This is a genomic window from Aromatoleum bremense, assembly GCF_017894365.1.
Taxonomy (GTDB): domain Bacteria; phylum Pseudomonadota; class Gammaproteobacteria; order Burkholderiales; family Rhodocyclaceae; genus Aromatoleum; species Aromatoleum bremense.
The window spans coordinates 2,540,413-2,564,349 of record NZ_CP059467.1; the positions used below are offsets into that span (position 1 = coordinate 2,540,413).

Sequence of the window (23,937 nt, forward strand, 5' to 3'; positions counted from 1 at the left end):
ACGGCAGTGACGTGAAAGTCGTCGTTACCCGTTGCGGCCGCTTCGATCTGCTTGGGCGAATCTTGGTTGGCGTAGATGCCTTCGATACGGCATTCCAGCGGGGGTCGCCGGTTTTCGTCAGCGGCTTGTTATGTGGAGTGCGGCTGTGAGATTTCTAGACGGTTTTTCGCGCGATGGACGCGAAGCCGTTTACTTCACGTTCGCACTGCTACTGTTCATTGCGAGCTTTCTGCTCCTTCCGACCACGAAGATGGTCAATAACGTTTATTACGTGTTTCTGGCGGTGCCGGCGCTCGTGGCGGCGGTCAGGAGGCGCGGACGGGGGCTCCGATGGGCTCCGGATCTCTTGTTGTGGACCATGTTCATCGCCTGGTTCGTCATTGTCGGAGTCTGGTCGGGAGACGGCCAGTATTTCAAGCACGTGCTGTACGTGGCCCTGTTCGTATTGCTCGTCCGGGTGTTCGCGGACCCGGCCATCTTTCGCAAGCCGGTCTTTGCGCGGGGCCTGTTCTGGGTCCTGACGGTCTACGTGATGGGGTCAGCCGTGATTTACTGGATCGTGGGGCGCTATGCGGTCGGGGAACGTGTCCTCTGGCTGCCGGCGCGGATGACCGGACCGATCTACACGAGCATGTGGCTCGCCTGCTGTTTTGCCCTTGCTCTACCCGTCTGGCTGCGCGAATGCCGCAGATTGGAGATGGGGGTGGCGCTGTCGGTGGCGGTGTTCTGCATCGCTTATGTGCTGCAGAGCAGGTCCGGTCTCTTCGGACTCGCGGTGCTGCTGATCCTGCTCGGAGCAAGCGCCGTCTGGCGGCGCAGCGTTCATTCGTTCTCGCTTATCGGCCTCGCGGCAGCGATCGGGGGAATCCTGTTTCTCTTGGGAAGCCAGGTTCCCGAACTGGCCAGTCTTGTGCAGCGGGCGGACTCGGGTCGCTTCGAACTGTGGGCGATCCTGATCGCTGAGTGGATGGAGTGCGGCCTCTGGACAGGCTGTGGAATGGACCATGGGATTCAAATACAGTTGAGCCAGGGGATGCTGCTGCACCATCCACACAACATATTTCTCGCATTGGGGCTTTTTAGCGGAGCGGTCGCCCTCTTCATCTTCCTGGCCCTGATGTTTACGTTGCTGCGACGGGCGTGGAGCCGACGCGATCCATGGGGGCTGTATCTGCTGACTGCCCTCGTCATGTTGAACTTCGACGGGACCAAGCTGGTCGGCAACCCGGACGAGCTATGGCTGCTCGTGTTGCTGCCGGCAGCACTGATTGGAAATGACCGTGGCCGGCACGCGACTGAATAGGGTTGGACGCGCACCGCACCCCCGATTAGTCACCAGAGTCGTCGACCGGCGTCCGTCCTCTGAGCCGTCGCAATGGTCCCACAGCTCGATCATGCGGTCGATCGTCATCGGGGACAGGGGGCGAGTCGAGGCGATGCGCGATCAATCATGGAAGGGGCGCGGCGGCGGGATTTGGGAGTGGATCGAGAGATTCCATTGGGGGCGGACGGGGGAGCGGCCATTGCTCTAAGATAGGCGCCCTTTCGTAATCGAGAGCCCTAATGAAAGAGCATGCGGGACAAAAGCCGGTGTCCAGCCTCAAGATCTATCTTCGTCTGCTCGGCTACGTCCGGCCCTACACGGGCAAATTCGCGATCAGCATCCTCGGCTTCCTGATCTTTGCGTCGTCGCAGCCCATGCTCGCAGGCATTTTCAAGTATTTCGTCGACGGCCTGATCGACCCGTCGGTGTCGCCTTTCCCCGGACTGCCGCTGCTCGCAGATATGCCGCTGATGCACACGGTGCCGGTGCTGATCGTGCTGATAGCAGCTTGGCAGGGTGTCGGGTCCTATCTCGGCAATTACTTCCTCCAGAAGGTGTCGCTCGGCCTCGTGCACGACCTGCGAGTCGCGCTGTTCGACAGTCTGCTGCGGCTGCCGAACCGCTATTTCGACGAGAATAGCTCCGGGCATCTGATCTCGCGGATCACCTTCAATGTGACGATGGTCACTGGCGCCGCGACTAATGCGATCAAGATCGTGATCCGCGAGGGGCTGACCGCCGTTTTCCTGTTCGCGTACCTGCTGTGGATGAACTGGAAGCTCACGCTCGTGATGGTCGCGATCCTGCCGGTTATCGGCGTACTCGTCAGCAGCGCGAGCCGGAAGTTCCGCAAGCAGGCGAAGAAGATTCAGCTGGCGATGGGCGACGTCACGCACGTCGCGTCCGAGACGATCCAGGGGTACCGGGTCGTGCGCAGTTTCGGCGGCGAGCCGTACGAGTCACGGCGCTTTCGGGCGGCGAGCACGGACAACACAAGCAAGCAGCTGCGCATGGTCAAGACCGGCGAGATCTTCACGCCGACGCTGCAGCTCGTGACCTACATCGCGATGGCGTTCGTGCTGTTCCTCGTGCTGTGGCTACGTGGTGATGCGACCGCTGGCGATCTCGTCGCGTTCATCACCGCAGCGGGCCTGCTGCCCAAACCGGTGCGTCAACTATCGGAGGTCAGCTCGACGATCCAGCGCGGGGTGGCCGGCGCCGAGAGCATCTTCGAGCAACTCGACGAGGCGCCAGAAACGGATCATGGTACCGTCGAGCGCGAGCGGGTCACCGGACGGCTCGAAGTGCGCGATCTGACTTTCCGTTACCCCGGCGGCGCCCGGCCGGTGCTAGAGAAGGTCAGTTTCGCCGTCGAACCCGGCCAGATGGTCGCGCTCGTCGGGCGTTCGGGCAGCGGCAAGTCGACGCTCGCGAACCTGATCCCGCGCTTCTACCATCACGACCAAGGGCAAATCCTCATCGACGGCGTCGATGTCGAGGACTACACGCTGCGCAACCTGCGCCGGCATATCGCGCTGGTGACACAGCAGGTAACGCTGTTCAACGACACGGTCGCTAACAATATTGCCTACGGCGACTTGGCCGGGGCGCCGCGCGGGGCGATCGAGGCGGCCGCAGAAGCGGCGTACGCGAAGGAGTTCATCGACCGGTTGCCACAGGGTTTCGACACGCTGATTGGCGAGAATGGCGTGATGCTCTCGGGGGGGCAGCGGCAGCGCCTCGCGATTGCGCGCGCGCTGCTGAAGGACGCGCCGATCCTGATTCTCGACGAGGCGACGAGCGCACTCGACACCGAGTCGGAGCGTCACATCCAGGCGGCGCTCGACCGTGCGACGCGCGGGCGCACGACTCTCGTGATCGCCCACCGGCTGTCTACGATCGAAAAGGCCGACGTGATCCTCGTGATGGAGCAGGGGCGGCTTGTCGAGCGCGGTTCGCATTCGCAGCTGCTCGCGGCTGGCGGTGCGTACGCGCGGCTGCATGCAATGCAATTTCACGACGACGCACCGGCCGACGTCGGCCGACGCTAGCTTGGAGGAACGTTCGCTTCAAGCCAGCCGCGCAGCGCACAGCCCTCCGGCCAGTTGCGCATCAGCCGCGCGCGGTCCTTGCGCCACGCCTTGGCGTGCGCGGCGATGCTGGCGTGCTGGCGCATCGCGTCGAGGTCGATCAGTTTCACCGCTCCCTGGTTCCACAGCAGGTTCGTCGCCTTGAGGTCGCCATGGCTGATGCGCTCGCGATGCAGCGCGGCGAAAAGCTCGCGCAGCGCTCGCGCCTCGGCTGGCGGCGGTTCGCGTCCGGCGTCGAGATGCTGCAACAGGTGGGGCCCGTCGCAGGATTCGGCGACGAGCCACGCCCGGCCGCGCAATGGCCCGAAGCGGCGCTCGATCAGCGCCAGCGGCTGCGGCGTCGCGATGCCGAGAAAAGCGAGCCGGTGCCCCTCGATCCACGAATGCCAGGCGCGGCTCGGCCGCCAGAAGCGCGACAGCGCGTGCGCTGTGTCCTTGATGTTGTAGCGCTTGATGACGAGCTTGCGGCCGCTGACGTCGATCCGGGCGACGGTGCTGCTGCCGCCGCCCTTCAGCAAGCATCCGGCGGCGAGGAAGAGGTCGGGATCGGCGAGGACGCGAGCGAGCCGCTCGGCTTCATGGCGGACGACCGAAACGAAGCGGTCGCGGCGCTGCTCGACGTGGAACAGGCTGCAGTCGCGCAGCGTCTTCGCGAGATAGTCGCGCAGACGCCAGCTCCGCACCCGGGCGACTTCCCGGCGAAGCAATGCGGGATCGAACGATATATCCGGATTTCCCGCGTGGTAGTCGGCAAGCAGGTCCGGCAGCCGTGCATCAGCGTCGCGCGGCAGTTGCGCCAGCAGGATCGCGAGGTTGCGCAGTGCGTCGCCGGCGCCGAGAGAGAGACCGGGGCGGCGCGCACGGATCGCATCGCCGTCGATCGCATAGAGCACGCCACGCTGGCGCAGGAAGTTGCCGAGATGCAGGTCGGACTGTGCGAGCCCTCGCGCATGCATGCGGCCGAGCGTCTTGAGTGCGGGAGAGAGCACGCCGAGCGCGGCGCCGATGTCGCCGGGGTGCGCGCCGAGCGCTGCCTGCCAGCAATCGGCAAGATTCTCGGCGTTGTCGAGGAACTCGGTCAGCAGGTAATGCCCGCCGTCCAGCGTGCCGGCACCGAGCAGCCGTGGCGTCGCAATCGCCTGCGCGGCAAGCGCCGCGATCCCCTCCCGTTCCTGCTCGAAGTGCCGCGCACAGCCCCTGCGGGCGATGAAAAACTTCGCCAGCACCGCCTGCCCACCGACTTCCGCTTCGCCCACCAGGCGCTTGCCCGGCAACACGCGCAGCAGGCGCTTGACGGTCGCGACACGTCCGTCGTCGAGCGCGATGCGGAACGGCACGACCGGGTGCCGGCCGGCCTGGCGCAGGGTTGCGGCCGTCACGAGCGGAACGTTCATTTGCCGAGGGGTCGGTCCGTCGAGTGGCCGCACGCTCAACGCGCGCCCTCCGGCGCGTATTTGCGCAGATAACGGGCGTGCAGGCGCCCCGCTTCCGCTTCGAGACGAGCAAGCAGGGCCGCTTCGTTGCGCAGCACCTCGCGCAGCGGCCGGCCGAAGTATCGCCGCACGAAGCGCAGCTTGTCGCGCCGGGTGAGGCCGATGCCGAGTGCCGAAAAATACAGCGCCGCGAGGTCCTTGTCGCGCCAGCGCCGCGGGGTGCGGGCGCGGATCTGTGAGCGGTGCAGGTCGATCAGCGACAGGCGCAGCGCGGCCGCTGTGGGCGCCGGCTCGAGGTGCAGCAGGAAATGGCAGATGTAGAGGTCGCGATGGTTCATCCCGCCTTCGTGCATCTGTCGCACCATGTCGGCAACCCGGTCGATCAGCGCGCGCTTCAGCGCGCTGTCCGGCGGGCACTGCGGCCAGTCGCGGCAGAAATCCTCGAGGCTCACCGTCGGCGTGAGTTCCTCGGTGACGATGAACGAATGCTGCCGGGCCGGGTTGCATCCGCGCTCGCCATAGGCGACCGCTTTCATCGTCGCCACGCCGAGCTCGTCGAGCTGCCGTATCGCCTGCCACTCGTTGCGCGCTCCGAGCACCGGCAGTCGTGCCGACAGCAGGTTCTTGAAGATTTCGCGCCAGCCGACGCCGCGGTGGATCTTGACGAAATAGCCGCGCCCGCCGGCTTCAACGCGCAGCGTGCGGCGTCCCTCGAGTTCGCGGAACACTTCGCCCTGCAGCGCCTCGACCATGTCGAACGGATCCCGTCCGGCCCACCGCGAGCGGAACGGTTCATCGACGAAGACCGTGCCGGATGCGCTCATCCGCGCCCCCGCAGGATCACGTCCGCAGCGCGCTCGGGCAGGCTATAGAGGTCGGCGTGCGCCGCGAACGCGAGGCCGTTGGCGCTCCAGCGTGCGCGGCCTTCGGTGTCCGCGAGCATCGCGGCGAGCAGGCGATCGAGCGCGGCCTGTTCGAACGGTGCCGGCACGATCCTTCCCGCATCGGCGTCGGCAATGTAGTGCGCGTAGCCGCAGGCGGCGCTCGTGAGCACCGGTAGGCCGGCGACGAGCGCTTCGAGCAGCACCGTCCCCGTGTTCTCGTTGTAGGCGGGATGAATCAGCAGGTCGGCGCCGAGCAGAAAGCGCGGAATGTCGTCGCGTCCCTGCAGGATGCTGACGCGGTTCCCGAGGCCGAGCGTGTGCAACTGCACGAGGAACGGCTTGGGGTCGTCCTGTCCGATGGCGATCAGGCGCGTGCGCCGCTTCAGCGTTTCGGGCAGCGCGGCCAGCGCCCGCAGGCTGCGGTCGAGGCCCTTGGTCTTGAAGCCGGAGCCGATCTGCACGACCAGCAGGTCGTCCTCTCCCAAGCTGAACTCGCGCCGGAAGGCGGCACGGATCTGCGCGGCGTCGGGCGGAGCACGCCGGTCGGGGGCGATACCGGGCGGCAGCAGGTGGAAACGGCGCGCCGGGGTGCCGTAGTGCGTCATGAAGAGCGGCTGTTGCGCGGCCGAGATCAGCAGGATCTCGGTGTGGACTTCGGGCGCGAACACCGCCCGCTCGTATGCGGAAAAGTGCCGGTAGCGCCCGCTGACGCGGTACAGCGGGTTGCGCAGCGTGCGCGCCTTGTCCTCGAAGCACGGGTCGGCAGCGTAATAGACATCGAGCCCGGGCATCTTGTTGAAGCCGACGACCCGGTCGGCGGGGCGGCGCGCGAGGTCCTGCTGCACCCATTTGGTGAATTTTTCGTTGCGGCGCGGGTTCGTGATCGCCCGCACCGGGACCCGCAGCACCTCGAAGCCGGCCGGGATTTCGCCGTGCCATGCGAGCGTGTAGACGCGGATCGCGTGGCCGCGCTCCTGGCACGCCAGTGCGATGCGCAGGAAGTCGCGCTGCAGGCCGCCGAACGGGAAGTACTTGTACAGGCAGAACGCGAGCTGCATCAGCCGGAGGCCTTGCGGTCGAACATCGTGTGGACGAGCGGCGGAGGCGACGGGTCGAAGCCGCCGAGCGCGCCGTCGGCGGCGAGCGGGGGGACGGCCGGCGCGGCGTCCGCGGACGTTTTGCCGTCGAGGATGCGCTGCAGTGCGCTCCACACCTGCTCCGGGCCGATGCGCGTGAAGCATAGCGGCTGTTCGGCGACGAGATCGAAGCGTGCGCGCTCGTCGGCAGTCGGCACGTGTGTGCAGCGCCGCTGCAGGCAGGGGGCGCACGGCAGGTTCGACGCGAGGTGGAACTGGTTCGGGCCCCAGGCGCCGGTGAAGCCGGGATTGGTCGGGCCGAACAGCGACAGCGTCGGCACGCCGAACGCGGCGGCGAGGTGGCCCAGCCCGGTGTCGACGGCGACGCACGCGCGTGCGCCGGCGATCTCGGCGGCGATGCCGGCGAGCTTCAGCTGCGGCAGCACCGTGACGGCCGGCTGGCCGGCAGCGAGCCGCCGCGCGCGCGCCTCTTCGCCGGCGTTGCCCCACGGCAGCCGGATCGCCCAGCCCGCCGCGGTCGCAAGCGCAATCAGCCGCCGCCAGTAGAGCTCCGGCCAGTGCTTGGTCACCCAGGTCGTGCCGTGCAGCAGCAGCAGGTACGGTTCGGGGTCGTCCGCGCCGGTGAGCCGCTGCCGATCGAGTCCGTACGTGACCGGCCCTTCCGGCAGCGGATAACCAAGCGCTTTTGCGAACAGTTCACGCACCCGCTCAACGGCGTGGCGGCCGACCGGCACCGCATGCGCGTGCGTGTAGAAGCGGCTTGCGATCGGCTCGCGGGCGGAGTCCTGGTCGAGGCCATGCACCGGCTTGCTGCCGTAACGCGTCAGCAGCGCGCTCTTCAGCAGGCCTTGCGCGTCGATCGTCGCATCGTAGCGGGTCGCGGCGACCGCGCGCTTGAAGCGGCGCCACTCGCCGCTGACCAGCGCCTTCACCGGCGCCTTGCGCCAGCGCCGCACCGCGACCGGAATCACGCGGTCGACCGCCGGATGCCAGGACGGGATTTCGGCGAAGGCTTCCTCGACGACCCAGTCGAAGCGGATTCCGGGGATCGCGCGGGCGGCGTCGGTCAGCGCGGGAAGCGTGTGGATGACGTCGCCGAGCGAGGACGTCTTGACGATCAGCACGCGCATCAGGCGGTTCCAGCGGACCGGGCGAGGCGGAGCGGCGTGCCGAGGGCGAGGCTGTCCAGCGCGTTCAGCACGCTCTCGGGCGTGACCTCCGTGAGGCAGCGCGTGTGGCCGAGCGGGCACACCCGCGCGAAGCACGGCGAGCATTCGAGCCGCAGATAGCGCACCACGACACGGTCGGCGAGCGGCGGCGTGTGGTCCGGCGTCGACGAGCCATACACCGCGACCAGCGGCCGGTCGAGCGCCGCGGCGACGTGCATCAGGCCGGAGTCGTTGGTGACCGCGGCCTCGCTCATCGCGAGGAGATCGACCGCGTCGGCGAGCTGGGTGCGCCCGCACAGATTGACGACGCCGTCGCCGGCCGCCGCGACGATCTCGTCTCCGGCCGGCGCGTCCTTCGCCGAACCGAGCACCCACACCTGATGGCCGCGGGCGACGAGCGCGCGCGCCAGCGCGGCGAAATGCGGCAGCGGCCATTGCTTGGCCGGGCCGTATTCGGCGCCCGGCATGAAGCTGATCGCCGGCCGCTCGGCCGCGAGGCCGTGCGTGGCGCGCAGCTGCGCCTGGTTGGCTGCATCGGCGACGAGCCGCGGGCGCGGCAGCGGCCGGGGCAGGGCGGCGCCCGCCGGCAGGCCGAGCGCGACGAAGCGCTGCACCGTCATCGGCAGCGCTGCCTTGTCGAGCGCGCGCATGTCGTTGACCAGGCCGTAACGCATCTCGCCGCGGAACGCGGTGCGGCGCGCAATGCCGGCGAAGAACGGCACGAGTGCGGACTTGAGCGAGCCGGGAAGGACGATCGCCTGGTCGTAACGGGCCTGCGCGAGTTCGCGGCCGAGGCGCCAGCGCATGCCGAGGCCGAACTGGCCGTGGCCGAGCGGCATCGCAATGCCGCGCCGCACTTCGGGCATGCGTTCGAGGATCGGCAGCGACCAGCCCGGCGCGAGTACGTCGATCGCGCACGGGTCTTCGGCCTGCAGCGTCATGAAGAGGCTCTGCGCCATCACCATGTCCCCGACCCACGACGGGCCCACGACGAGAATCCGGCGAGTCGGCGGCATCAGTCGCGCAGCGCGAGCCATTCCAGGTAGCGCGGCACGCCGACTTCGACCGGCATGAACTCGCGCTCGTAGCCGGCCTGGCGCAGTGCCGTGATGTCGGCCTGCGTGTAGCTCTGGTAGCGCCCTCTCAGGTGTTCCGGGAACGCGATGTAGTCGATGCCGCCGCCGCCCGCGCTGCCCTTGTGCCAGCTCAGCGCGGCATGGGCGACTTCGTTGAAGCTCTGCGCGCGGCCGGTGCCGACGTTGAAGATGCCGCGCACGCCGGGGTTGTCGAGCAGCCACAGGTTCACCGCGACGACGTCGTCGACGTGGATGAAGTCGCGCTGCTGCTCGCCCGGGCCGTAGCCGTCGGCGCCTTCGAACAGGCGCAGGCGGCCGCTGTCGTTCAACTGGTTGTGGAAATGGTACGCGACGCTCGCCATGCTGCCCTTGTGCTGCTCGCGCGGGCCGTAGACGTTGAAGTAGCGCAGGCCGACGACTTGGCTGTCGATGCCCGGCGCGAACCTGCGCAGGTGGCAGTCGAACAGGAACTTCGAGTAGGCGTACATGTTCAGCGGACGCTCGAACTCGCGCGATTCGCGGAACGTCGGACCCATGCCATACACCGACGCCGACGACGCGTACAGCAACGGCACTTTCCGCGCCACCGCCCAGCCGAGCAGCGACTTCGTGTATTCGTAGTTCACCGCCATCACGAAGCGGCCGTCCCACTCGGTCGTCGAGGAGCACGCGCCCTCGTGGAAAATCGCCGCGACCGGTCCGAAGTCCTCGTCGGCGCGGATGCGGCGCAGGAATTCATCCTTGTCCATGTAGTCGCGGATGTCGGCGTCGGCGAGGTTCAGGCACTTGTGTCCGTCGCTGAGGTCGTCGACGACCAGGATATCCGTGATGCCGCGGGCGTTGAGCCCCTGCACGATGTTGCTGCCGATGAAGCCGGCGCCGCCTGTGACGATGATCATGTTTTCTCCTGAATCGCCCGCTCAGCCTGGCATAGCGGCGGGGCGGTCGGCTGCGATCGCCGCGCGCAGCGCGAGGTCGAGCTCGGCGGTGCTGACCGTCGCCGTGCCGAGCTTGCCGACGACGACGCCGGCGGCGAGGTTCGCGAACGCGGTCGCGTCCGCGAGGGACAGGCCGCACGCGAGCCCGGCACCGAGCACCGCGACGACGGTGTCGCCCGCGCCGGTCACGTCGAACACGTCGCGTGCCTGCGTCGGCAGGTTCAGCGGCGCCGTGTCTTTCTGCAGCAGCGTCATGCCGCGTTCGCTGCGCGTGATCAGCAACGCGTCGAGCCCGAGGCTGTCGCGCAGCGCCTCGCCGCGGGACACCAGCGTCGCCTCGTCCGCGCAATGCCCGACCACCGCCTCGAACTCGCTGAGGTTCGGCGTGATCACGGTCGCGCCGGCGTAACGGCCGAAATCCGTGCCTTTCGGGTCGACCACGATCGCGACCGCGTGTTCGCGCGCGACGCGGATCAGCTGGCCAACCTGCGCGAGCGTGCCCTTGCCGTAGTCCGACAGCACGACCGCGGCGCTGGCGTCGAGCGCGTCCTCGAACGCCTGCTCGATGCCGGCGCTCTCGAGCATCGCGAAGTTGTCCTCGAAATCGAGCCGGATCAGCTGCTGGTGGCGGCTGATGATGCGCAGTTTCGTGATCGTCGGGTGCTGCGGTGCGTCGAGCAGGCGGCACACGACGCCGCCGCCTTCGAGCCGTTCGCGCAGCAGCCGCGCCGCCTCGTCGCAGCCGACCAGTCCGACGAGCTCGGCCCGGGCGCCGAGCGACGCAGCGTTCAACGCCACGTTGCCGGCGCCGCCGGCGCGGAACTCGTCCCCTTCAACCTTGACGATCGGCACCGGGGCTTCCGGCGAGATGCGCGTCGTCGAGCCGTGCCAGTAGCGGTCGAGCATCACGTCGCCGACGACGAGGACGCGGCCTTTGGAGAAATCCGGCAGGGGGGGCGGCATGAGGCGGTAGGCGTCGCTAGCGTGTCGAAAAGTCCGCAATTATCCCACGAACGGCGGCGTCCAGCGTGTGCACGGGGCGGGCAGCGTCGTCGGGCGGGGAGCGAGGCCGGGCGAAAATGCTGTCCGGATCGTCGCGCCGGCGCGGCCGCACCGGCTCCCGTTGCCGCGCCGGCGTTCCGGTTTCAGCGGTTGAACCACTTCAGCACGACGCCCCAGTCCTCGATGTCGAGCCGCGTCGCGTGGCCGCAAGCGAAGTCGAGCGAGAGCCAGCGCTGCGGCGGCAGGCCGAGCAGGTGGCCGGCGATCGCGCGCAGCGGCCCGCCGTGCGCGACGACGACGACCGGATCGGCGGCGCGGGCCGCGACGATCTCGTCGAGCCATTGCAGCACGCGCGTCGACATGTCGCGCGCCGACTCGCCGCCGGGGGCGCAGAAGCCGAGCGGGTCCGTCACCCACACGTCGATCGCGTCGCCGAGCTCGGCGTACGGTCGCAGCTCCCATGCGCCGAAGTGCATTTCCCTGAGCCGGTCGTCGAATACCGGCGTGCCGAGTTCGAGCGCGAGCAGGCGGGCGCGCGCGAGCGGGCTCGCATGCAGCGCGTAGCGCGGCGGCAGCAACGGACGCAGGCGGGCGGCGACCGTTGCGGCGCATTCGGCGAGGCCGACGTCGGACTGGCCGTAGCAGACCCCCGCCGCGACGTCCGGCCGCGGGTGGCGGATCAGATGAAGTTCCATGCCGCCAGGATTCCGAGATAGCACGCGAGTTCGCTGCCCTGCTGCGCAGCGCCGAGGCAGTCGCCGGTGTAGCCACCAAGGCGGCGGGCGAACACGCGTGCCGCCCACAGTGTCGCCGCTGCCGTCGCGGTGAGCGCGGCAAGCGCTTCGGCCGGGGCGAGCAGCGCCAGCGGTGCGAGGCCGAACACCGCCGCGACCACGAGTTCGGTGGCGGACAGCCGGCGTGCGAGGGGCTTCGATTTCGCGCTCTCGTCCTCGCGCACGTACTGCATCGTGTGGATCAGGCTCGTCGAGGCCAGGCGCGACAGCGGGTGGGCGGCGAGCAGCGCGAACGCGACCTGCAGGTCGCCGCGGGCGGCCAGTTCGACGAGCGCCGCAGCCTTTGCGAGCAGCATCAGCACGAGGCCGGCCGTGCCGTAGCTGCCGATGCGCGAGTCCTTCATGATCGCCAGCACCTGCAGCCGGTCCCAGCCGCCGCCCAGCCCGTCGCAGGCATCGGCCCAGCCGTCCTCGTGGAACGCGCCGGTCGCGCGGATCGTCACCGCCATCGACAGCAGCACCGCGAGCGTCGGCGGCAGCACCTGCACGAACGCGAGATAGCTCGCCGCCCCGATCGCGCCGACGACCCAGCCGACGAGCGGGAAAAAGCGCGCGGCGTGATTCAACCGCTGCGGCGACCACGGCACCCACGCCGGGACCGGCAGGCGCGTGAAGAAGCCGAGCGCGGTGAAGAACAGTTCGAACTGGTAGCGCATCGTCGTCATGTGGATTCTGGCTTCATGGGTGTTGTCGAACTATGATGCGCATGGATAATGCGCTATTTATATGGAGGCTTGAGATGCAGGCTCACGCAGTTTCTTCCAAGAAAGCAACCAATCTAAGTCTTTCCGCCGACGTCCTGGTGGAAGCCAAGCGCTTGGGCATCAACATTTCCCAGGCCTGCGACGAATTCCTGCGCGACCTCGTGCGGCGCGAGCGCGCCCGGCGCTGGAAGGAGGAGCACGCGGAATTCATCCAAGTGTACAACCGTATCGTGGAGACCGAAGGCGTGCCGCTGGCCGAATGGAGAAGCTTCTGACATGGCGCGCTTCGATGTTTACCGGAATCCTTCGGCTGGCGCCGCCGATACGCCCTATCTGCTCGATGTCCAGGCCGACCTGCTCGGTGACCTCGAGACCCGCGTCGTGATCCCGTTGCGGCGCCGCGACCGGTTTCCGGCGGTCCGGCTGCCTTCGGACCTGATCCCCTGCGTCGACGTCGAGGGCGAGTCCTGCCTGGTCGAAACCTCGAAACTTGCGGCCCTTCCCCGCCGTGAATTGAAGTCGCCGATCTGCTCGCTCGCGGACCGCCGGGACGACATCACCCGGGCCCTCGACTTCCTGTTCCAAGGCTACTGAACCCGCTCACGACTTGTCGTCGACGCCGGCCGAATCGAAGCTCGCCATGTCGTTGAGGAAGTTCGCCGCCGCCTGCACCAGCGGGAACGCGAGCGCGGCGCCGGTGCCTTCGCCCAGGCGCAGGTCGAGTTCCATCAGCGGTTCGACGCGCAGATGGGCGAGCTGGGCGGTATGTCCCGGCTCCTTCGAGCGGTGCGCGAACACGCAGTACGGCAGGATCGCCGGCGCGATCGCCTGCGCGACGAGCAGCGCGGAGGTCGTGATGAAGCCGTCGATCAGCAGCGTCATGCGCTTTTCGGCGGCGCCGAGCATCGCTCCGGCCATCATCGCGATCTCGAAGCCGCCGTATTCGGCGAGCGCGCCCAGCGGGTCGGCGTGACGGCCGCCGCGGGCGAGGGCCTGCGCGAGCAGCCCGTGCTTGCGCGCGAGGCCGGCGTCGTCGAGGCCGGTGCCGCGGCCGGTCACGGTGGCGAGGTCGATGCCGGTGAGGCAGTGCGTCAGCAAGGATGCCGACGCGGTGTTGCCGATGCCCATCTCGCCGAAGCCGACCAGGTTGCAGCCGTTCGCGGCGAGCGCGTGCGCGAGTTCGCGGCCGCGCGCGAGGGCCGCGTCGCGCTGCTGCGCGTTCATCGCGGGCGTCTCGATGTAGTTCGCAGTGCCGGGGGCGATTTTCGCGTCGACCAGTCCGTCTCGTTGGCCGAAATCGTGGTTCACGCCGCTGTCGATGACGGTCAGCGCCAGCTCCATCTGCCGGCAGAACACGTTGATCGCGGCGCCGCCGGCGAGAAAGTTCTCGACCATCTGCCACGTCACGTCCTGCGGAAACGCGGAGATCCCGGCGCGCGCGGCGCCGTGGTCGCCGGCGAACACCAGGATGTGCGGCTGGCGGATCTGCGGCGCCGCGGTCTGCTGGATCAGGCCCAGTTGCAGCGCGAGCGCTTCGATCCGGCCGAGCGCGCCGAGCGGCTTGGTCTTGCGGTCGATGCGGTGCTGTATCGCCGCCGTGAGGCCGGGGTCGGGCAGGGAAATCGCGAAGTCCATGAGGGTCGTGACAATGTCCTGAGGGGGGCCGATCTTAGCACGGCGCCGGGGCGAGTCTGGCGGGGCTGTCGCGGTCTCCGTCAGGCCGCCGAAGCAGCCGGGTCCGCCTGCCGGGGGGGCAGGCCCTTGCCGCGCTTGGCGCGGCGCATCAACTTGCCGGCGTGGCGCAGCAGCCCGTCGGCGTCGGTCCCGCCGTCGGGATAGATCGCGCAGCCGATCGAAGCGCTGAGGATGACCGCATGGCCGCGCGCCTCGAATTCCTGCGCCAGCGCGGTGGCGGCCGCGCTCGCGACACGCTGCACGTCCTGCGCGTCGAATACCTCTTCGAGCACGATGACGAACTCGTCACCGCCGGGGCGCGCGACCGTGTCCTGCTCGCGCACGATGCTGCGCAGCCGTGCCCCGACGGCCTTCAGCACTTCGTCGCCGAGCGCTTCGCCGAATGCCGCGTTCACCCCCTTGAAGTCGTCGATGTTGACCAGCACGACGGCGGTGCGGCAGTTGTGCCGCTTCGAGCGCGTGATGCCCTGGGCGATGCGGTCGCCGAGCAGCAGGCGGTTCGCGAGCCCGGTCAGCGGATCGTTGTGCGCGGCGTATTGCAGGCGAAGCTCGGTTTCCTGCAGGCGCCGGGTCGCCGCTTCGAGTTCCTGGCTGCGCTGGGCGAGACCCTGGGTCAGCGCCTGCTCGGATGCCTGCAACGTCCGGATCAGCTGTTCGCGGCTCGCGAGGGCCTCGGCCTGGAGGCGCGCCTGTTCGCGCGCGAGCGACCGCCGGCGTACGATGAGCGCGATCGACAGCAACAGCACCGCGAGCGCGCCGGCATAGAACGCGAGGCCGAGGTGAGCCGCTTCGAGGCACTCGACAAGCCGCGCCGCAGGTTCCGCCGCGCGCGCGCCGGGCGCCGCCGCGAGCACGACGACAGTCGTGACGGCGATGCCGCTTCGCCCCGGCGACCGGGGCGCCCGGATGTCGGAATTGCTCTTCAGTCGTGCCGCACGATCTCGCATCATCCCTCCCGGCAAACAAATTGTTACACGACCTTTATTGTATGAGGCATTGCGCGCAGTGCCGTGTGAAAAGGCGCGGCTCGGGCAACAAATCGATCGTGCGCGACTGCGAGACCGGCGCGACGCGTCGCAGGGGGCTGGGATTGAGGCAGGGGTTCAGCGCTTCAACGCCAGCGGCAGGCCGGCGGCCACGAAGGTCACGCGCCCGCACAGCGCGGCGACGGACTGGTTGAGCCGTCCGGCCTCGTCGCGGAAGAGCCGCCCGAGCGGCGTTTCGGGCACCAGCCCAAGACCGACTTCGTTCGCGACGAGCAGCACGTCGCCGCGCAGCCCCGGCAGGCAGTCGAGCAGTGCGGCGCGTTCGGCGAGCAGTCGCGGTAGGGCGTCGGCATCGAGCGCAGAGGCCAGCGTGTCGGCGTCCGCCATCAGGTTCATCAGCCACAGCGTCAGGCAATCGACGATGACGCAGCGCCCGGGCTGCGCTTCGCGGCGCAGCGCGTCGGCGAGCGCCAGCGGCGTCTCGACGGTGCGCCACGCGTGCGGGCGGTCCTGCTGGTGGCGGCGGATACGGGACGCCATTTCGGCGTCGAGCGCTTCGGCGGTGGCGATCACGGTGACCGGCAGCCCGGTCCCGAGCGCGAGGGTTTCAGCGTACCGGCTCTTGCCGGAGCGGGCGCCGCCGAGGATCAGGTGTGCGGGCATGGTGCGGATTGCGCGGCCTTCGCTGCGGGAAGTTGCGGAACGCGCTATTATCCGCCCCGCATCCGGTTTCCGGGTGCGACGTGTTTCAGGTGCCCGAAGGCGAACCTCGCCGGAAGGTTAAACGGGAAACAGGTGCGCGAACGGTCGTCCGACAGGGCCTTCGCCATGCCTGTGCTGCCCCCGCAACGGTAAGTGGACGCAAGGCGCATCCAACCGCCACTGGACGACCAGTCCGGGAAGGCGATGCGACCGGTCCGGCATTCCCCGACGGGACGCCGGTCAGCCCACGAGCCCGGATACCGGCCCGAACGCGCTATGGCTGAAGTGCCGCGGGGTGGCGGCGACGGGCGCGGCTTCGTGCCGCTCGAATCGTGCTCCCGGATGCGGCGCTTCCTGGTGAAACATGCCACGGTAAGCGGGGACGCTACTGTTGGCGCAGGGAGAATCCCGATGAATATCCGCTTGTCCGCGACGGCCGTCGCGGTTGCTGCCGCTTTTCCGTTTGCCGCGCCCGCCCCCGTATTCGCCGCCGCAGAAACCACTGGCGAGACCGTCATCGTCTCGGCGACCCGCATCGACACGCCCGACGTCGCCGCGACCTATGCCTCCGAAGTGCATACCCGGCGCGACATCGAGCGCTCCGGCGCGACGACGCTGGTCGACTATCTCGCGCGCCAGACTTCGATCCAGATCGCGCCGTATTTCGGCAACCGCTTCACGCCGAGCATCAACATGCGCGGCTATGGCACTGCCGATGGGCACCAGAACGTCGTCATTTCGCTCGACGGGCGTCGGCTCAACAACATCGACCTCGTGCCGCAGCTGCTCGGCGCGATCCCGCTCGCCGACATCGAGCGCATCGAGATCGCGAAGGGCAGCGGCTCGGTGATGTACGGCGACGGCGCGACCGCCGGGACGATCCAGATCTACACGCGGCCGCGCACCGGGGCGAGCCTCGACTTGAACGGCGGCAGCCACGGCGCTGTGGGTGCGACGGCGAGCGCCGGGATCGCGCGCGAACGCTTCTCCGCTTCGGCGACCATTGACCGCAGCGAGCACGACGGCTTCAGCGACAAGGATCCGTCCGGACACACCGACGAATCGCGTGCCGACAACTGGCGCGTCGCGCTGTCGGGCAAGCCCGCCGATGCGCTGAAGCTGAATCTGGATGCGGGCAGCTCACGCATCGACACGCGCTACCCGGGTGCGCTGACGCTCGCGCAGTTCCGCCACGATCCGGCGCAGAACAACGGCCGCAACTACACGCACCAGAAGTTCGACTCCGACTACTGGGGCGTCGGCGCCGACTATGACCTGACGCAGGCCTGGCGCCTGTCGGCGCGGCACCACGACGAGGACAAGGCGTCCGAGTTCGTGCAGTTCCGCTTCGAGTCCGACTACCGCTACGTGTCGAACGACTTTTCGCTGCAGTATCTCGGCGACGCGCTGTCGCTGACCGCCGGCGTCCAGTCGTTTGACGGGCTGCGCGAAGACGCAGTCAGCGAGACCTCCAAGCGCAATCTCGGCTGGTTCGTGCAGGGGCAGTATGAACTCGCGCGACTGACGCTGTCGGCCGGTGCCCGGCGCGAGCGGATCGAATACGAGCACGATCCGGACTTCGGCGCGCACATCGAGGACGACGAGACGCTCTCGTCGTGGGACGTCGGCGCGAACTTCCGCTTCGACGATGCCTGGTCGGTGTTCGGCAACTACAACAGCGCGTTCCTCGCACCCGACATCGACCGCTTCTTCGTCACCGATTTCTTCACCGGCGAAACCAGCTTCAACGGCTTCATCGAGCCGGCGAGGGTGCGCACCGTGACGCTCGGCCTGAATCACGTCGTGCCGGCGAACCGCCTCAAGCTCAGCGTATTTCACGCTGACCTGAAGAACGAGATCTTCTTCGAGCCCTTCACCTTCACGAACACCAACATCGACGAGTCGCACAAGTACGGGCTCGAGCTGCAGGACACCTGGCCCATCACGCCGACGCTGACCGGGCTGCTGAACTACACATGGACGCGCGCGATCATCGACCGCGACGGGGCGGGCGGCGGCGCGTTCGACGGACGCCAACTGCCCGGCGTGCCGCGGCACAACGCGGTCGTCGGCCTCAACGTGAAAGTGGGCGAGCAGGGCAACCTGAACCTGTCCCACAGCTGGCGCAGCAAGGCGCGGGCGGCGAACGACTTCGACAACAATAATGCGCAGAAGCAACGCGAGTATCAGTCGACCGATCTCGCGTATCGTCATCGTGTCAGGGACGTCGAGCTCTACGCTGCGGTGACGAACCTCTTCGAACACGAGAACGGCGTGTGGGTCGCCGACGACGCGATCTATCCGGTCGATTTCGAGCGTACCTGGAAGCTCGGCGCGAAGCTCTCGTTCTGACGCCATTTCGCGTTTTTCGCCGTTGACGGAGGTTTTGGAATTGCGACGTGCTCCGGCAGCCCTGCCCGTCATCGCCGCGCTGCTGGCGGCGGGGTGCCTGGCGATCGGCTGGGCGCTGTCGGCCGGCGACCTGCGGATCCCGCTGGGCGACGTCGTCGGCGCGCTGTTCGGCGGCGCCGACGGCATGGCCGCGAGCGTCGTGCGCGAGCTGCGCCTGCCGCGCGCGGTCGCGGTGTTCGCGTGCGGCGGCCTGCTCGCGATCGCCGGCGCGCTGATGCAGGTGCTGCTCCGGAATCCGCTCGCCGACCCGTACGTGCTCGGCATCTCGGGCGGCGCGGCGGTCGGGGCGCTCGGGGCGATGCTGCTGGGCCTCGCGCCGTGGCTCGTCGACGCCGCGGCGTTCGCCGGTGCGCTCGGTGCGATGCTGCTGGTGTTCGGGCTGGCGCACGGCGACGGTTCGTGGACGCAGACGCGCCTGCTGCTGACCGGCGTCATCGTCGCCGCCGGCTGCGGCGCGGCGGTGACGCTGATGCTGTCGCTCGCGACCGACACGCGGCTGCAGTCGATGCTGTTCTGGCTGATGGGCGACGCGTCGGGTGCCTCCCGGCCGTGGCCGGCGCTGGTGCTGATGGTTGTGGGGCTGGTCGCGGTGCTGCCGTTCGCGCGCGACCTCAACGTGCTCGCGCGCGGCGAACTGTCGGCGCGTGCGCTCGGCGTGCGCGTCGAGCGGCTGCGCTATCTGCTGTACGTGCTCGCGTCGCTGCTGACCGCGGCGGCGGTGACGCTGATCGGTTCGGTCGGTTTCGTCGGCCTGATCGTCCCGCATCTGGTGCGCTTCGTCATCGGCAACGACCAGCGCGTGCTGCTGCCCGCCGCGATGCTCGCCGGCGGCACGCTGCTGACGGTCGCCGACACGGCAGCGCGCACCGTGATCGCGCCGATGCAGCTGCCGGTTGGCGTGCTGACGGCGCTGATCGGCGTGCCGGTGTTCCTGTTCCTGCTGTCGCGCCACCCGCGATGAACGCCGCTGCCGAATTCCTCCTCGAAGCGGACCGCCTCGCACTGAAAGTCGGCGAGCGCTGGCTGTGCTGCGAATTCAGCCTGCGGCTGGCTGCCGGCGAATGCCTCGTGCTGCTCGGGCCGAACGGCGCCGGCAAGACGACGCTGCTGCATACGCTCGCCGGATTGCGCCTGCCGTCGGTCGGCGAAGTGCGGCTCGGCGGACAGCCGTATGCCCAGTGGGACGCGCTCGCCGCGGCGCGCTTTCGCGGCTTGCTGCCGCAGCAGCAGCCGGACCATTTTTCCGCGACGGTGCTGCAGACTGCGCTCGTCGGCCGCCATCCGCATCTCGGGCGCTGGGGCTGGGAAAGCGACGACGACGTCGCCCTTGCACGTGCCGCGCTCGCCGAAGTCGGGCTCGCCGACATCGCGGAGCGCGACATCCTGAACCTGTCCGGCGGCGAGCGGCAGCGGGTGTCGATCGCGGCGCTGCTGACGCAGGCGCCCCGGCTTTTCCTGCTCGACGAGCCGACGAATCATCTCGACCTGCACTACCAGGTCGCGACACTCGAACTCTTCGCCCGGCTCGCCCGCGGCGGACGTGGCGTCGTGATGGTGCTGCACGACATCAACCTCGCCGCGCGCTTTGCCGATCACGTGATCCTGCTCGACGGCCGCGGCGGCGTCGCTGCCGGGAGTCGCGATGAGGTGCTGCAGGCGGACCGCCTGAGCCACGCCTACAACCATCCGATCCGGCGCGTCTGCGGCGACGGCCGCAAGGTGTTTCTTCCGGACTGACCGGGCGACAAACCCCGTCCTTCAAGGCATTCCATTACACGCAACTCCATTGTCATCATGATCGTCGCGCGCGTATTTTAGCCCTGCCGCGAAGTCCATGACGCGCTGCAGGCCGGTCCAGAGCGTCCAAGGGTACCCTTGTCACCATTCATTGTCATTTGATGGCACCCCCTCTATGGCTACTCTGGAGCACACATCACGATCCCTTCATCTACCCAACCGTGTTGGGTGACCATTTCTTGGATGTCTGCCTGTGACGTCGAGAGTCGATGATTGGAGTCCCATGCCTGCTTGCCCTGGCTATTCCAAGCAGCGTTATACGCACGGTACACCGGGATTGAGGCCGTGGGGCACGTTGAAAATCCTTTTGGGGTATCTGCAATGATTGCGGCATTCATTGCGAAGGCTAGCCCCTCATAGTTCCACTGCTGCTCGGCACTTGGGACCGGGCTGCGTTGAATGCTGTTGAGGAAGGCGCACTCCTCTTCACTTGCCGTGAAGAAGTGTGAATTGGGGCCGGGTGTAACACTGCCGTAGAAGCGACATATGGTAACGTATCCACCAGACTTGAATGTACGTCCTGTACGAACGAAGGCGCCCGCAGCCCCGCTGTCGACGATCCCTTGCTCCTCGCCGGTGGCGCTGTAGAAGAAGTGTCCTCCGGGCGCCCCGGGAAAGTCTTTAGTATTGCGGTATTCGATCACCGTCCCTTCTTCCTGGGGAGGAGGGAGAGACTCAAGGAGAAAATCCGCCCAGGACAGATCCGCTGCGAATGGGTCTGTAGCGGGATCGGCGAGATTGGCTACCAAGCCCAGCCTATAGCCGAAATAATAGCTATGCTGAGGTGCCCCGTTGATCTCCAGGACGATCGGCAGGACCTGAACAACGCCGCCGTTAGATGCTGAGAGGTCTTGAAGAGGAAGGGCCTCCAGGCGATACCCCAGCGCCGATGGCTCTGGACCAACGTTCCCCGCACAGTCCCTGGCGCGACTCATTGTTTCCACTACCTGCCCTGGAGCATCCGGCAGAACCAATGGCGGATCGTAGCAGTTCTGTCCGTACTCAGACGCGATGGCAACAAAGCGCCCGCCCTGCATGACGAACTCGGCCATCTCGAAACCGACCTGCACCTGGTCGTCCGGGACAACGCGGATGACGTAGGTATCGTTATCCGTTGTCTCGGCCTGCAACTGCGCCGAAGCGGGCATGGATCCGCCCGGCGTGTGCACTACGCGAAGCGCTGGCGGACTCGCGTAAGGCGCCAAGTAGTCTGCAGCGTCAAAAGCGTAAGCATGGCCGAGCATCAATGTCGACGAAATGGCCAGGCAAGCGAGGCGGGGGTTCAAGTGCATGCGATCCATGAAAGGGTCCTCTACTGCGAGCGGTGACGAGCTTGATCGGGTATAAGGCAGGCCGCGCGCTAGGGCAACCGAACCAAGTTTACCGGCAGGCCCGCGCTGTCGACTCGCCCGGTCTGGTAGAAGAGGCTGCGCACGGCAGTTTCAATCTCACCGGGACTCACCAGCCCTCGCGTCTCCGCAAGATAGGCAGCAACGGCCGCGATATGCGGAGCCGCCATCGACGTTCCCGATAGAGGCACGTAATTGTCGTACGTCACGGACTGCATCTGCCAAGTGCTGCTATCCGTACTACTGAATCCCACCATCGGCCCCCACGTTGACAACAGCGATTTCCCTGGCGCCCAAACCTCAACGCATGATCCGTAGTTCGACCCGTACTCGTTCCCAGCATAGGGCATGTTGACGAAGCCGTAGCCGGAACTCGGCCTTACGACGGGCGCTCCGCTGCTGTCGATGGCGCCGACCACCATAATGCCGTCAGACGATAGGGGAACACCGCCGGTGTAACCGAACGCAACGTTGCAGGCAGACTGGAATTGGTTACCGGCCGAATGTGTGATGAACGCCCCAGGGTATACGTAGCCGCCTGAGTAATTGGGTTTAGCAAGGCTGGTCATCTTAAGCTGGAGTGTTTCACCAGGCTTGAACGCAGTTGAGTTCCACGAAAGATTCACGATTCCGGCTGCTGTGCGGCTGTTCAGGATAATGTCCCACTTGACCCAATCCATTGCGGTCGCGACGCTAGCGCTATTAAAGAATTTGTTGCCATACTGGTCTTGCGGGCGGGCGCACGTAGTCGGATAGGCGGTATCGGTAAGAAATGAAACTGAGAGAATTTTCGCTCCCGCATTCACCCCGGCGACCCCCTTGTTTCTATAGGCGGCCCCGATGATGCCTGCAACATGCGTCGCGTGAGGGTAGCACCCAACTGGTGACCGCCCGTCACAGCCCATGTTATTGGTACCGCAGGAAGCATTGACCCGGCTGACCACATTTTGCAAATCAGCGTGATAGCCAACGCCCGCGTCGAGTACGTACACTCGCCGACTATTGGTACTTTGTTTCCCATTCACCGCGTTCCGGCCCCATGGGTGGGTCTCGTAGTAGGGCGAGACAGAGGTCGAGATCGTCGTGTCGTACCACGGTGGCCCACTGAATTCGCCGGTTTCCACTTCGCTGATTGCGACCACATAAGGGTCTTCCTGCAACCGTCGGACTTGCCCCTCGGTGAGGTGAGCGCTGAAGCTGTTCCCGACGTAGCTCGTCATCTCCTCGTATTCGAACCCATAGGTCTGCTCATACCACTCGACCATGTTTCGGGCACGTCGAGAGTGACGTTCGTGAAACCGATCTTGCCCTCGAACCGAACGGGAGTCCGAGAACGCAAGTTGGGCATCCTCCACGAGGTCGACCATGTAATAGCTCCGACCAGTGGTGTCCACAATCGGTTTGCTACCGCGCGCTTCGGCCTGCAGCACGGGCGCGAGATCTGCTTCTGCAGACGCAGCGCAAACAGCGCCACAAAGGGTCGTTGCAATCAGTGCACAAATAGCTCTCTTCAGCATAGATGTCCTATCCGGTCATTGAATTGTGAGCGGCTTACAGCCATCAGGCCTCCGGATCCAGGAGCAGCAGCACCGCTAGTAGGCGCTAAAGGCACCAGTTGGATGCGCCAATGTTGGGTTCGGTCAGACTGAAGGGATATGTTCCGATACGTATTCGATCTTCATACTCAAGGCCGTCTGAACTATACAGAATACGTATGTCATCGGCAATCAACATGGGAGATATAGTGAAGACTCCAGTTCATCCACTTGGCCTTCCTGCTGCTACGGAGATCGTGAACAGGCTCTCAAGAGCTTCAAGCGGCACGAGGCTCGCCTGCGCCGCACCCAGCGGGCGATGAGCCGCAAGACCAAGTTCAGCAGCAACTGCAAGAAGGCCAAGGCCCGCATCCAGCACATCCATGACCGCATTGGCAATGCCCGCCGCGACTACCTGCACAAGGCCACGACCACGATCAGCAAAAACCACGCGATGGTGTGCATCGAGGACTTGCAGGTACGGAACATGTCCAGGTCGGCGACCGGTACCCCCGAAGCACCGGGCAGAAACGTGAAGGCCAAATCCGGCCTGAACAAAGCCATCCTCGATCAAAGCTGGTTCGAGTTCCGCCGCCAACTGGACTACAAGCTGGCGTGGACCGGCGGCTGGCTCGTCACCGTGCCACCGCAGAACACCAGCTGGACGTGCCCGGCCTGCGGCCATGTGTCGGCGGACAATCGGCGTATACAGGAGCGGTTCGAGTGCGTGGACTGCGGCTTCGGGGAAAACGCCGATGTGGTCGGCGCGGTCAACATCCTGGCGCGGGGACACCGCGTCGCAGCCTGTGGAGAGCCGGCGCAGTCAGGCCGCTCGGTGAGGCAGGAACCCACCGAAGCGACTTGTTCAGGCTTAACGCCTGCAATGAGCGCCGTAGGAATCCCCTGCTTTTAGGCAGTGGAGGATGTCAACCAGCGTAGAGTAATGGCAC

At 66.9% G+C, this 23,937-nt stretch carries 22 protein-coding genes and 1 riboswitch; of the genes, 8 read left to right on the forward strand and 14 right to left on the reverse strand.

What is annotated here, in order from left to right; genetic code table 11:
• Window positions 1–145: 145 nt before the first annotated feature.
• Entirely contained in the window at window positions 146–1,303 is a 1,158-nt protein-coding gene (locus tag pbN1_RS12015; protein ID WP_210147480.1) for an O-antigen ligase family protein, read from the forward strand.
• Window positions 1,304–1,563: 260 nt separating this feature from the next.
• The gene (gene msbA / locus pbN1_RS12020; RefSeq protein ID WP_169203025.1) at window positions 1,564–3,375 is read left to right on the forward strand and encodes a lipid A export permease/ATP-binding protein MsbA; all 1,812 of its coding nucleotides are present in this window, start codon (window positions 1,564–1,566) and stop codon (window positions 3,373–3,375) included.
• Here msbA and pbN1_RS12025 read toward each other — a convergent pair.
• The 9 genes from pbN1_RS12025 to pbN1_RS12065 form a co-directional block, all read right to left on the reverse strand.
• Window positions 3,372–4,808, reverse strand: a complete 1,437-nt coding sequence (locus pbN1_RS12025) for a lipopolysaccharide kinase InaA family protein (protein WP_244856931.1) — start codon at window positions 4,806–4,808, stop codon at window positions 3,372–3,374. The two genes, msbA and pbN1_RS12025, sit on opposite strands and share 4 nt — an antisense overlap.
• 35 nt (window positions 4,809–4,843) lie before the next feature.
• On the reverse strand, window positions 4,844–5,671 hold the full coding sequence (gene rfaP / locus pbN1_RS12030) for a lipopolysaccharide core heptose(I) kinase RfaP (RefSeq protein ID WP_169203023.1): 828 nt from the start codon (window positions 5,669–5,671) through the stop codon (window positions 4,844–4,846).
• Window positions 5,668–6,789, reverse strand: a complete 1,122-nt coding sequence (locus pbN1_RS12035) for a glycosyltransferase family 4 protein (RefSeq protein ID WP_169203022.1) — start codon at window positions 6,787–6,789, stop codon at window positions 5,668–5,670. Before pbN1_RS12035 ends, rfaP begins: the two co-directional genes overlap by 4 nt.
• Window positions 6,789–7,958 carry a lipopolysaccharide heptosyltransferase I gene (gene waaC / locus pbN1_RS12040; protein ID WP_169203021.1) on the reverse strand — a complete coding sequence of 390 codons (1,170 nt, stop codon included), beginning with the start codon at window positions 7,956–7,958 and terminating at the stop codon, window positions 6,789–6,791. The genes pbN1_RS12035 and waaC overlap by 1 nt, the downstream gene beginning before the upstream one ends.
• The gene (waaF, locus tag pbN1_RS12045) at window positions 7,958–9,013 is read right to left on the reverse strand and encodes a lipopolysaccharide heptosyltransferase II (RefSeq protein ID WP_169203020.1); all 1,056 of its coding nucleotides are present in this window, start codon (window positions 9,011–9,013) and stop codon (window positions 7,958–7,960) included. Before waaF ends, waaC begins: the two co-directional genes overlap by 1 nt.
• Complete coding sequence (gene rfaD / locus pbN1_RS12050) at window positions 9,013–9,972, reverse strand: ADP-glyceromanno-heptose 6-epimerase (protein ID WP_169203019.1); 960 nt, start codon at window positions 9,970–9,972, stop codon at window positions 9,013–9,015. Before rfaD ends, waaF begins: the two co-directional genes overlap by 1 nt.
• Before the next feature lie 21 nt (window positions 9,973–9,993).
• On the reverse strand, window positions 9,994–10,974 hold the full coding sequence (gene rfaE1 / locus pbN1_RS12055; protein ID WP_169203018.1) for a D-glycero-beta-D-manno-heptose-7-phosphate kinase: 981 nt from the start codon (window positions 10,972–10,974) through the stop codon (window positions 9,994–9,996).
• A gap of 182 nt (window positions 10,975–11,156) precedes the next feature.
• A complete protein-coding gene (gene cobC, locus pbN1_RS12060; protein WP_169202514.1) occupies window positions 11,157–11,708 on the reverse strand; it encodes an alpha-ribazole phosphatase family protein in 552 nt (183 codons plus the stop codon).
• Complete coding sequence (locus pbN1_RS12065) at window positions 11,693–12,463, reverse strand: adenosylcobinamide-GDP ribazoletransferase (RefSeq protein WP_169202554.1); 771 nt, start codon at window positions 12,461–12,463, stop codon at window positions 11,693–11,695. Before pbN1_RS12065 ends, cobC begins: the two co-directional genes overlap by 16 nt.
• 83 nt (window positions 12,464–12,546) lie before the next feature.
• Between pbN1_RS12065 and pbN1_RS12070 the strand changes: the two genes are divergently transcribed.
• Window positions 12,547–12,786, forward strand: coding sequence for a type II toxin-antitoxin system CcdA family antitoxin (locus pbN1_RS12070; RefSeq protein ID WP_244856933.1), 240 nt, complete (start codon window positions 12,547–12,549; stop codon window positions 12,784–12,786).
• A gap of 1 nt (window position 12,787) precedes the next feature.
• Window positions 12,788–13,105, forward strand: a complete 318-nt coding sequence (locus pbN1_RS12075) for a CcdB family protein (RefSeq protein WP_169202516.1) — start codon at window positions 12,788–12,790, stop codon at window positions 13,103–13,105.
• Window positions 13,106–13,111: 6 nt separating this feature from the next.
• On the opposite strand, the gene cobT is transcribed toward pbN1_RS12075, so the two are convergent.
• The 3 genes from cobT to cobU form a co-directional block, all read right to left on the reverse strand.
• The gene (cobT, locus tag pbN1_RS12080; protein ID WP_169202517.1) at window positions 13,112–14,146 is read right to left on the reverse strand and encodes a nicotinate-nucleotide--dimethylbenzimidazole phosphoribosyltransferase; all 1,035 of its coding nucleotides are present in this window, start codon (window positions 14,144–14,146) and stop codon (window positions 13,112–13,114) included.
• 80 nt (window positions 14,147–14,226) lie between these two features.
• A complete protein-coding gene (locus pbN1_RS12085) occupies window positions 14,227–15,153 on the reverse strand; it encodes a diguanylate cyclase domain-containing protein (protein WP_169202518.1) in 927 nt (308 codons plus the stop codon).
• 156 nt (window positions 15,154–15,309) lie between these two features.
• The gene (gene cobU, locus pbN1_RS12090; protein ID WP_169202519.1) at window positions 15,310–15,855 is read right to left on the reverse strand and encodes a bifunctional adenosylcobinamide kinase/adenosylcobinamide-phosphate guanylyltransferase; all 546 of its coding nucleotides are present in this window, start codon (window positions 15,853–15,855) and stop codon (window positions 15,310–15,312) included.
• Between the two features lie 70 nt (window positions 15,856–15,925).
• Window positions 15,926–16,177: riboswitch (cobalamin riboswitch) on the forward strand.
• A gap of 128 nt (window positions 16,178–16,305) precedes the next feature.
• On the opposite strand from cobU, the gene pbN1_RS12095 reads away from it, so the two are divergent.
• The 3 genes from pbN1_RS12095 to pbN1_RS12105 are packed head-to-tail and all read left to right on the forward strand — an operon-like array spanning window position 16,306 to window position 20,043.
• On the forward strand, window positions 16,306–18,246 hold the full coding sequence (locus pbN1_RS12095; protein ID WP_169202520.1) for a TonB-dependent receptor: 1,941 nt from the start codon (window positions 16,306–16,308) through the stop codon (window positions 18,244–18,246).
• Between the two features lie 40 nt (window positions 18,247–18,286).
• On the forward strand, window positions 18,287–19,267 hold the full coding sequence (locus pbN1_RS12100) for a FecCD family ABC transporter permease (RefSeq protein WP_169202521.1): 981 nt from the start codon (window positions 18,287–18,289) through the stop codon (window positions 19,265–19,267).
• Window positions 19,264–20,043 (forward strand): ABC transporter ATP-binding protein, encoded by a 780-nt coding sequence (locus pbN1_RS12105; RefSeq protein WP_169202522.1) that lies wholly within the window; start codon window positions 19,264–19,266, stop codon window positions 20,041–20,043. Before pbN1_RS12100 ends, pbN1_RS12105 begins: the two co-directional genes overlap by 4 nt.
• 179 nt (window positions 20,044–20,222) lie before the next feature.
• On the opposite strand, the gene pbN1_RS12110 is transcribed toward pbN1_RS12105, so the two are convergent.
• Together pbN1_RS12110 and pbN1_RS12115 are read right to left on the reverse strand one after the other, a co-directional pair.
• Window positions 20,223–21,404 carry a hypothetical protein gene (locus pbN1_RS12110; RefSeq protein WP_169202523.1) on the reverse strand — a complete coding sequence of 394 codons (1,182 nt, stop codon included), beginning with the start codon at window positions 21,402–21,404 and terminating at the stop codon, window positions 20,223–20,225.
• A gap of 59 nt (window positions 21,405–21,463) precedes the next feature.
• Complete coding sequence (locus pbN1_RS12115; protein WP_169202524.1) at window positions 21,464–22,969, reverse strand: S8 family peptidase; 1,506 nt, start codon at window positions 22,967–22,969, stop codon at window positions 21,464–21,466.
• A gap of 316 nt (window positions 22,970–23,285) precedes the next feature.
• On the opposite strand from pbN1_RS12115, the gene pbN1_RS12120 reads away from it, so the two are divergent.
• Complete coding sequence (locus tag pbN1_RS12120) at window positions 23,286–23,900, forward strand: RNA-guided endonuclease InsQ/TnpB family protein (RefSeq protein ID WP_211161452.1); 615 nt, start codon at window positions 23,286–23,288, stop codon at window positions 23,898–23,900.
• Window positions 23,901–23,937 lie beyond the last annotated feature (37 nt).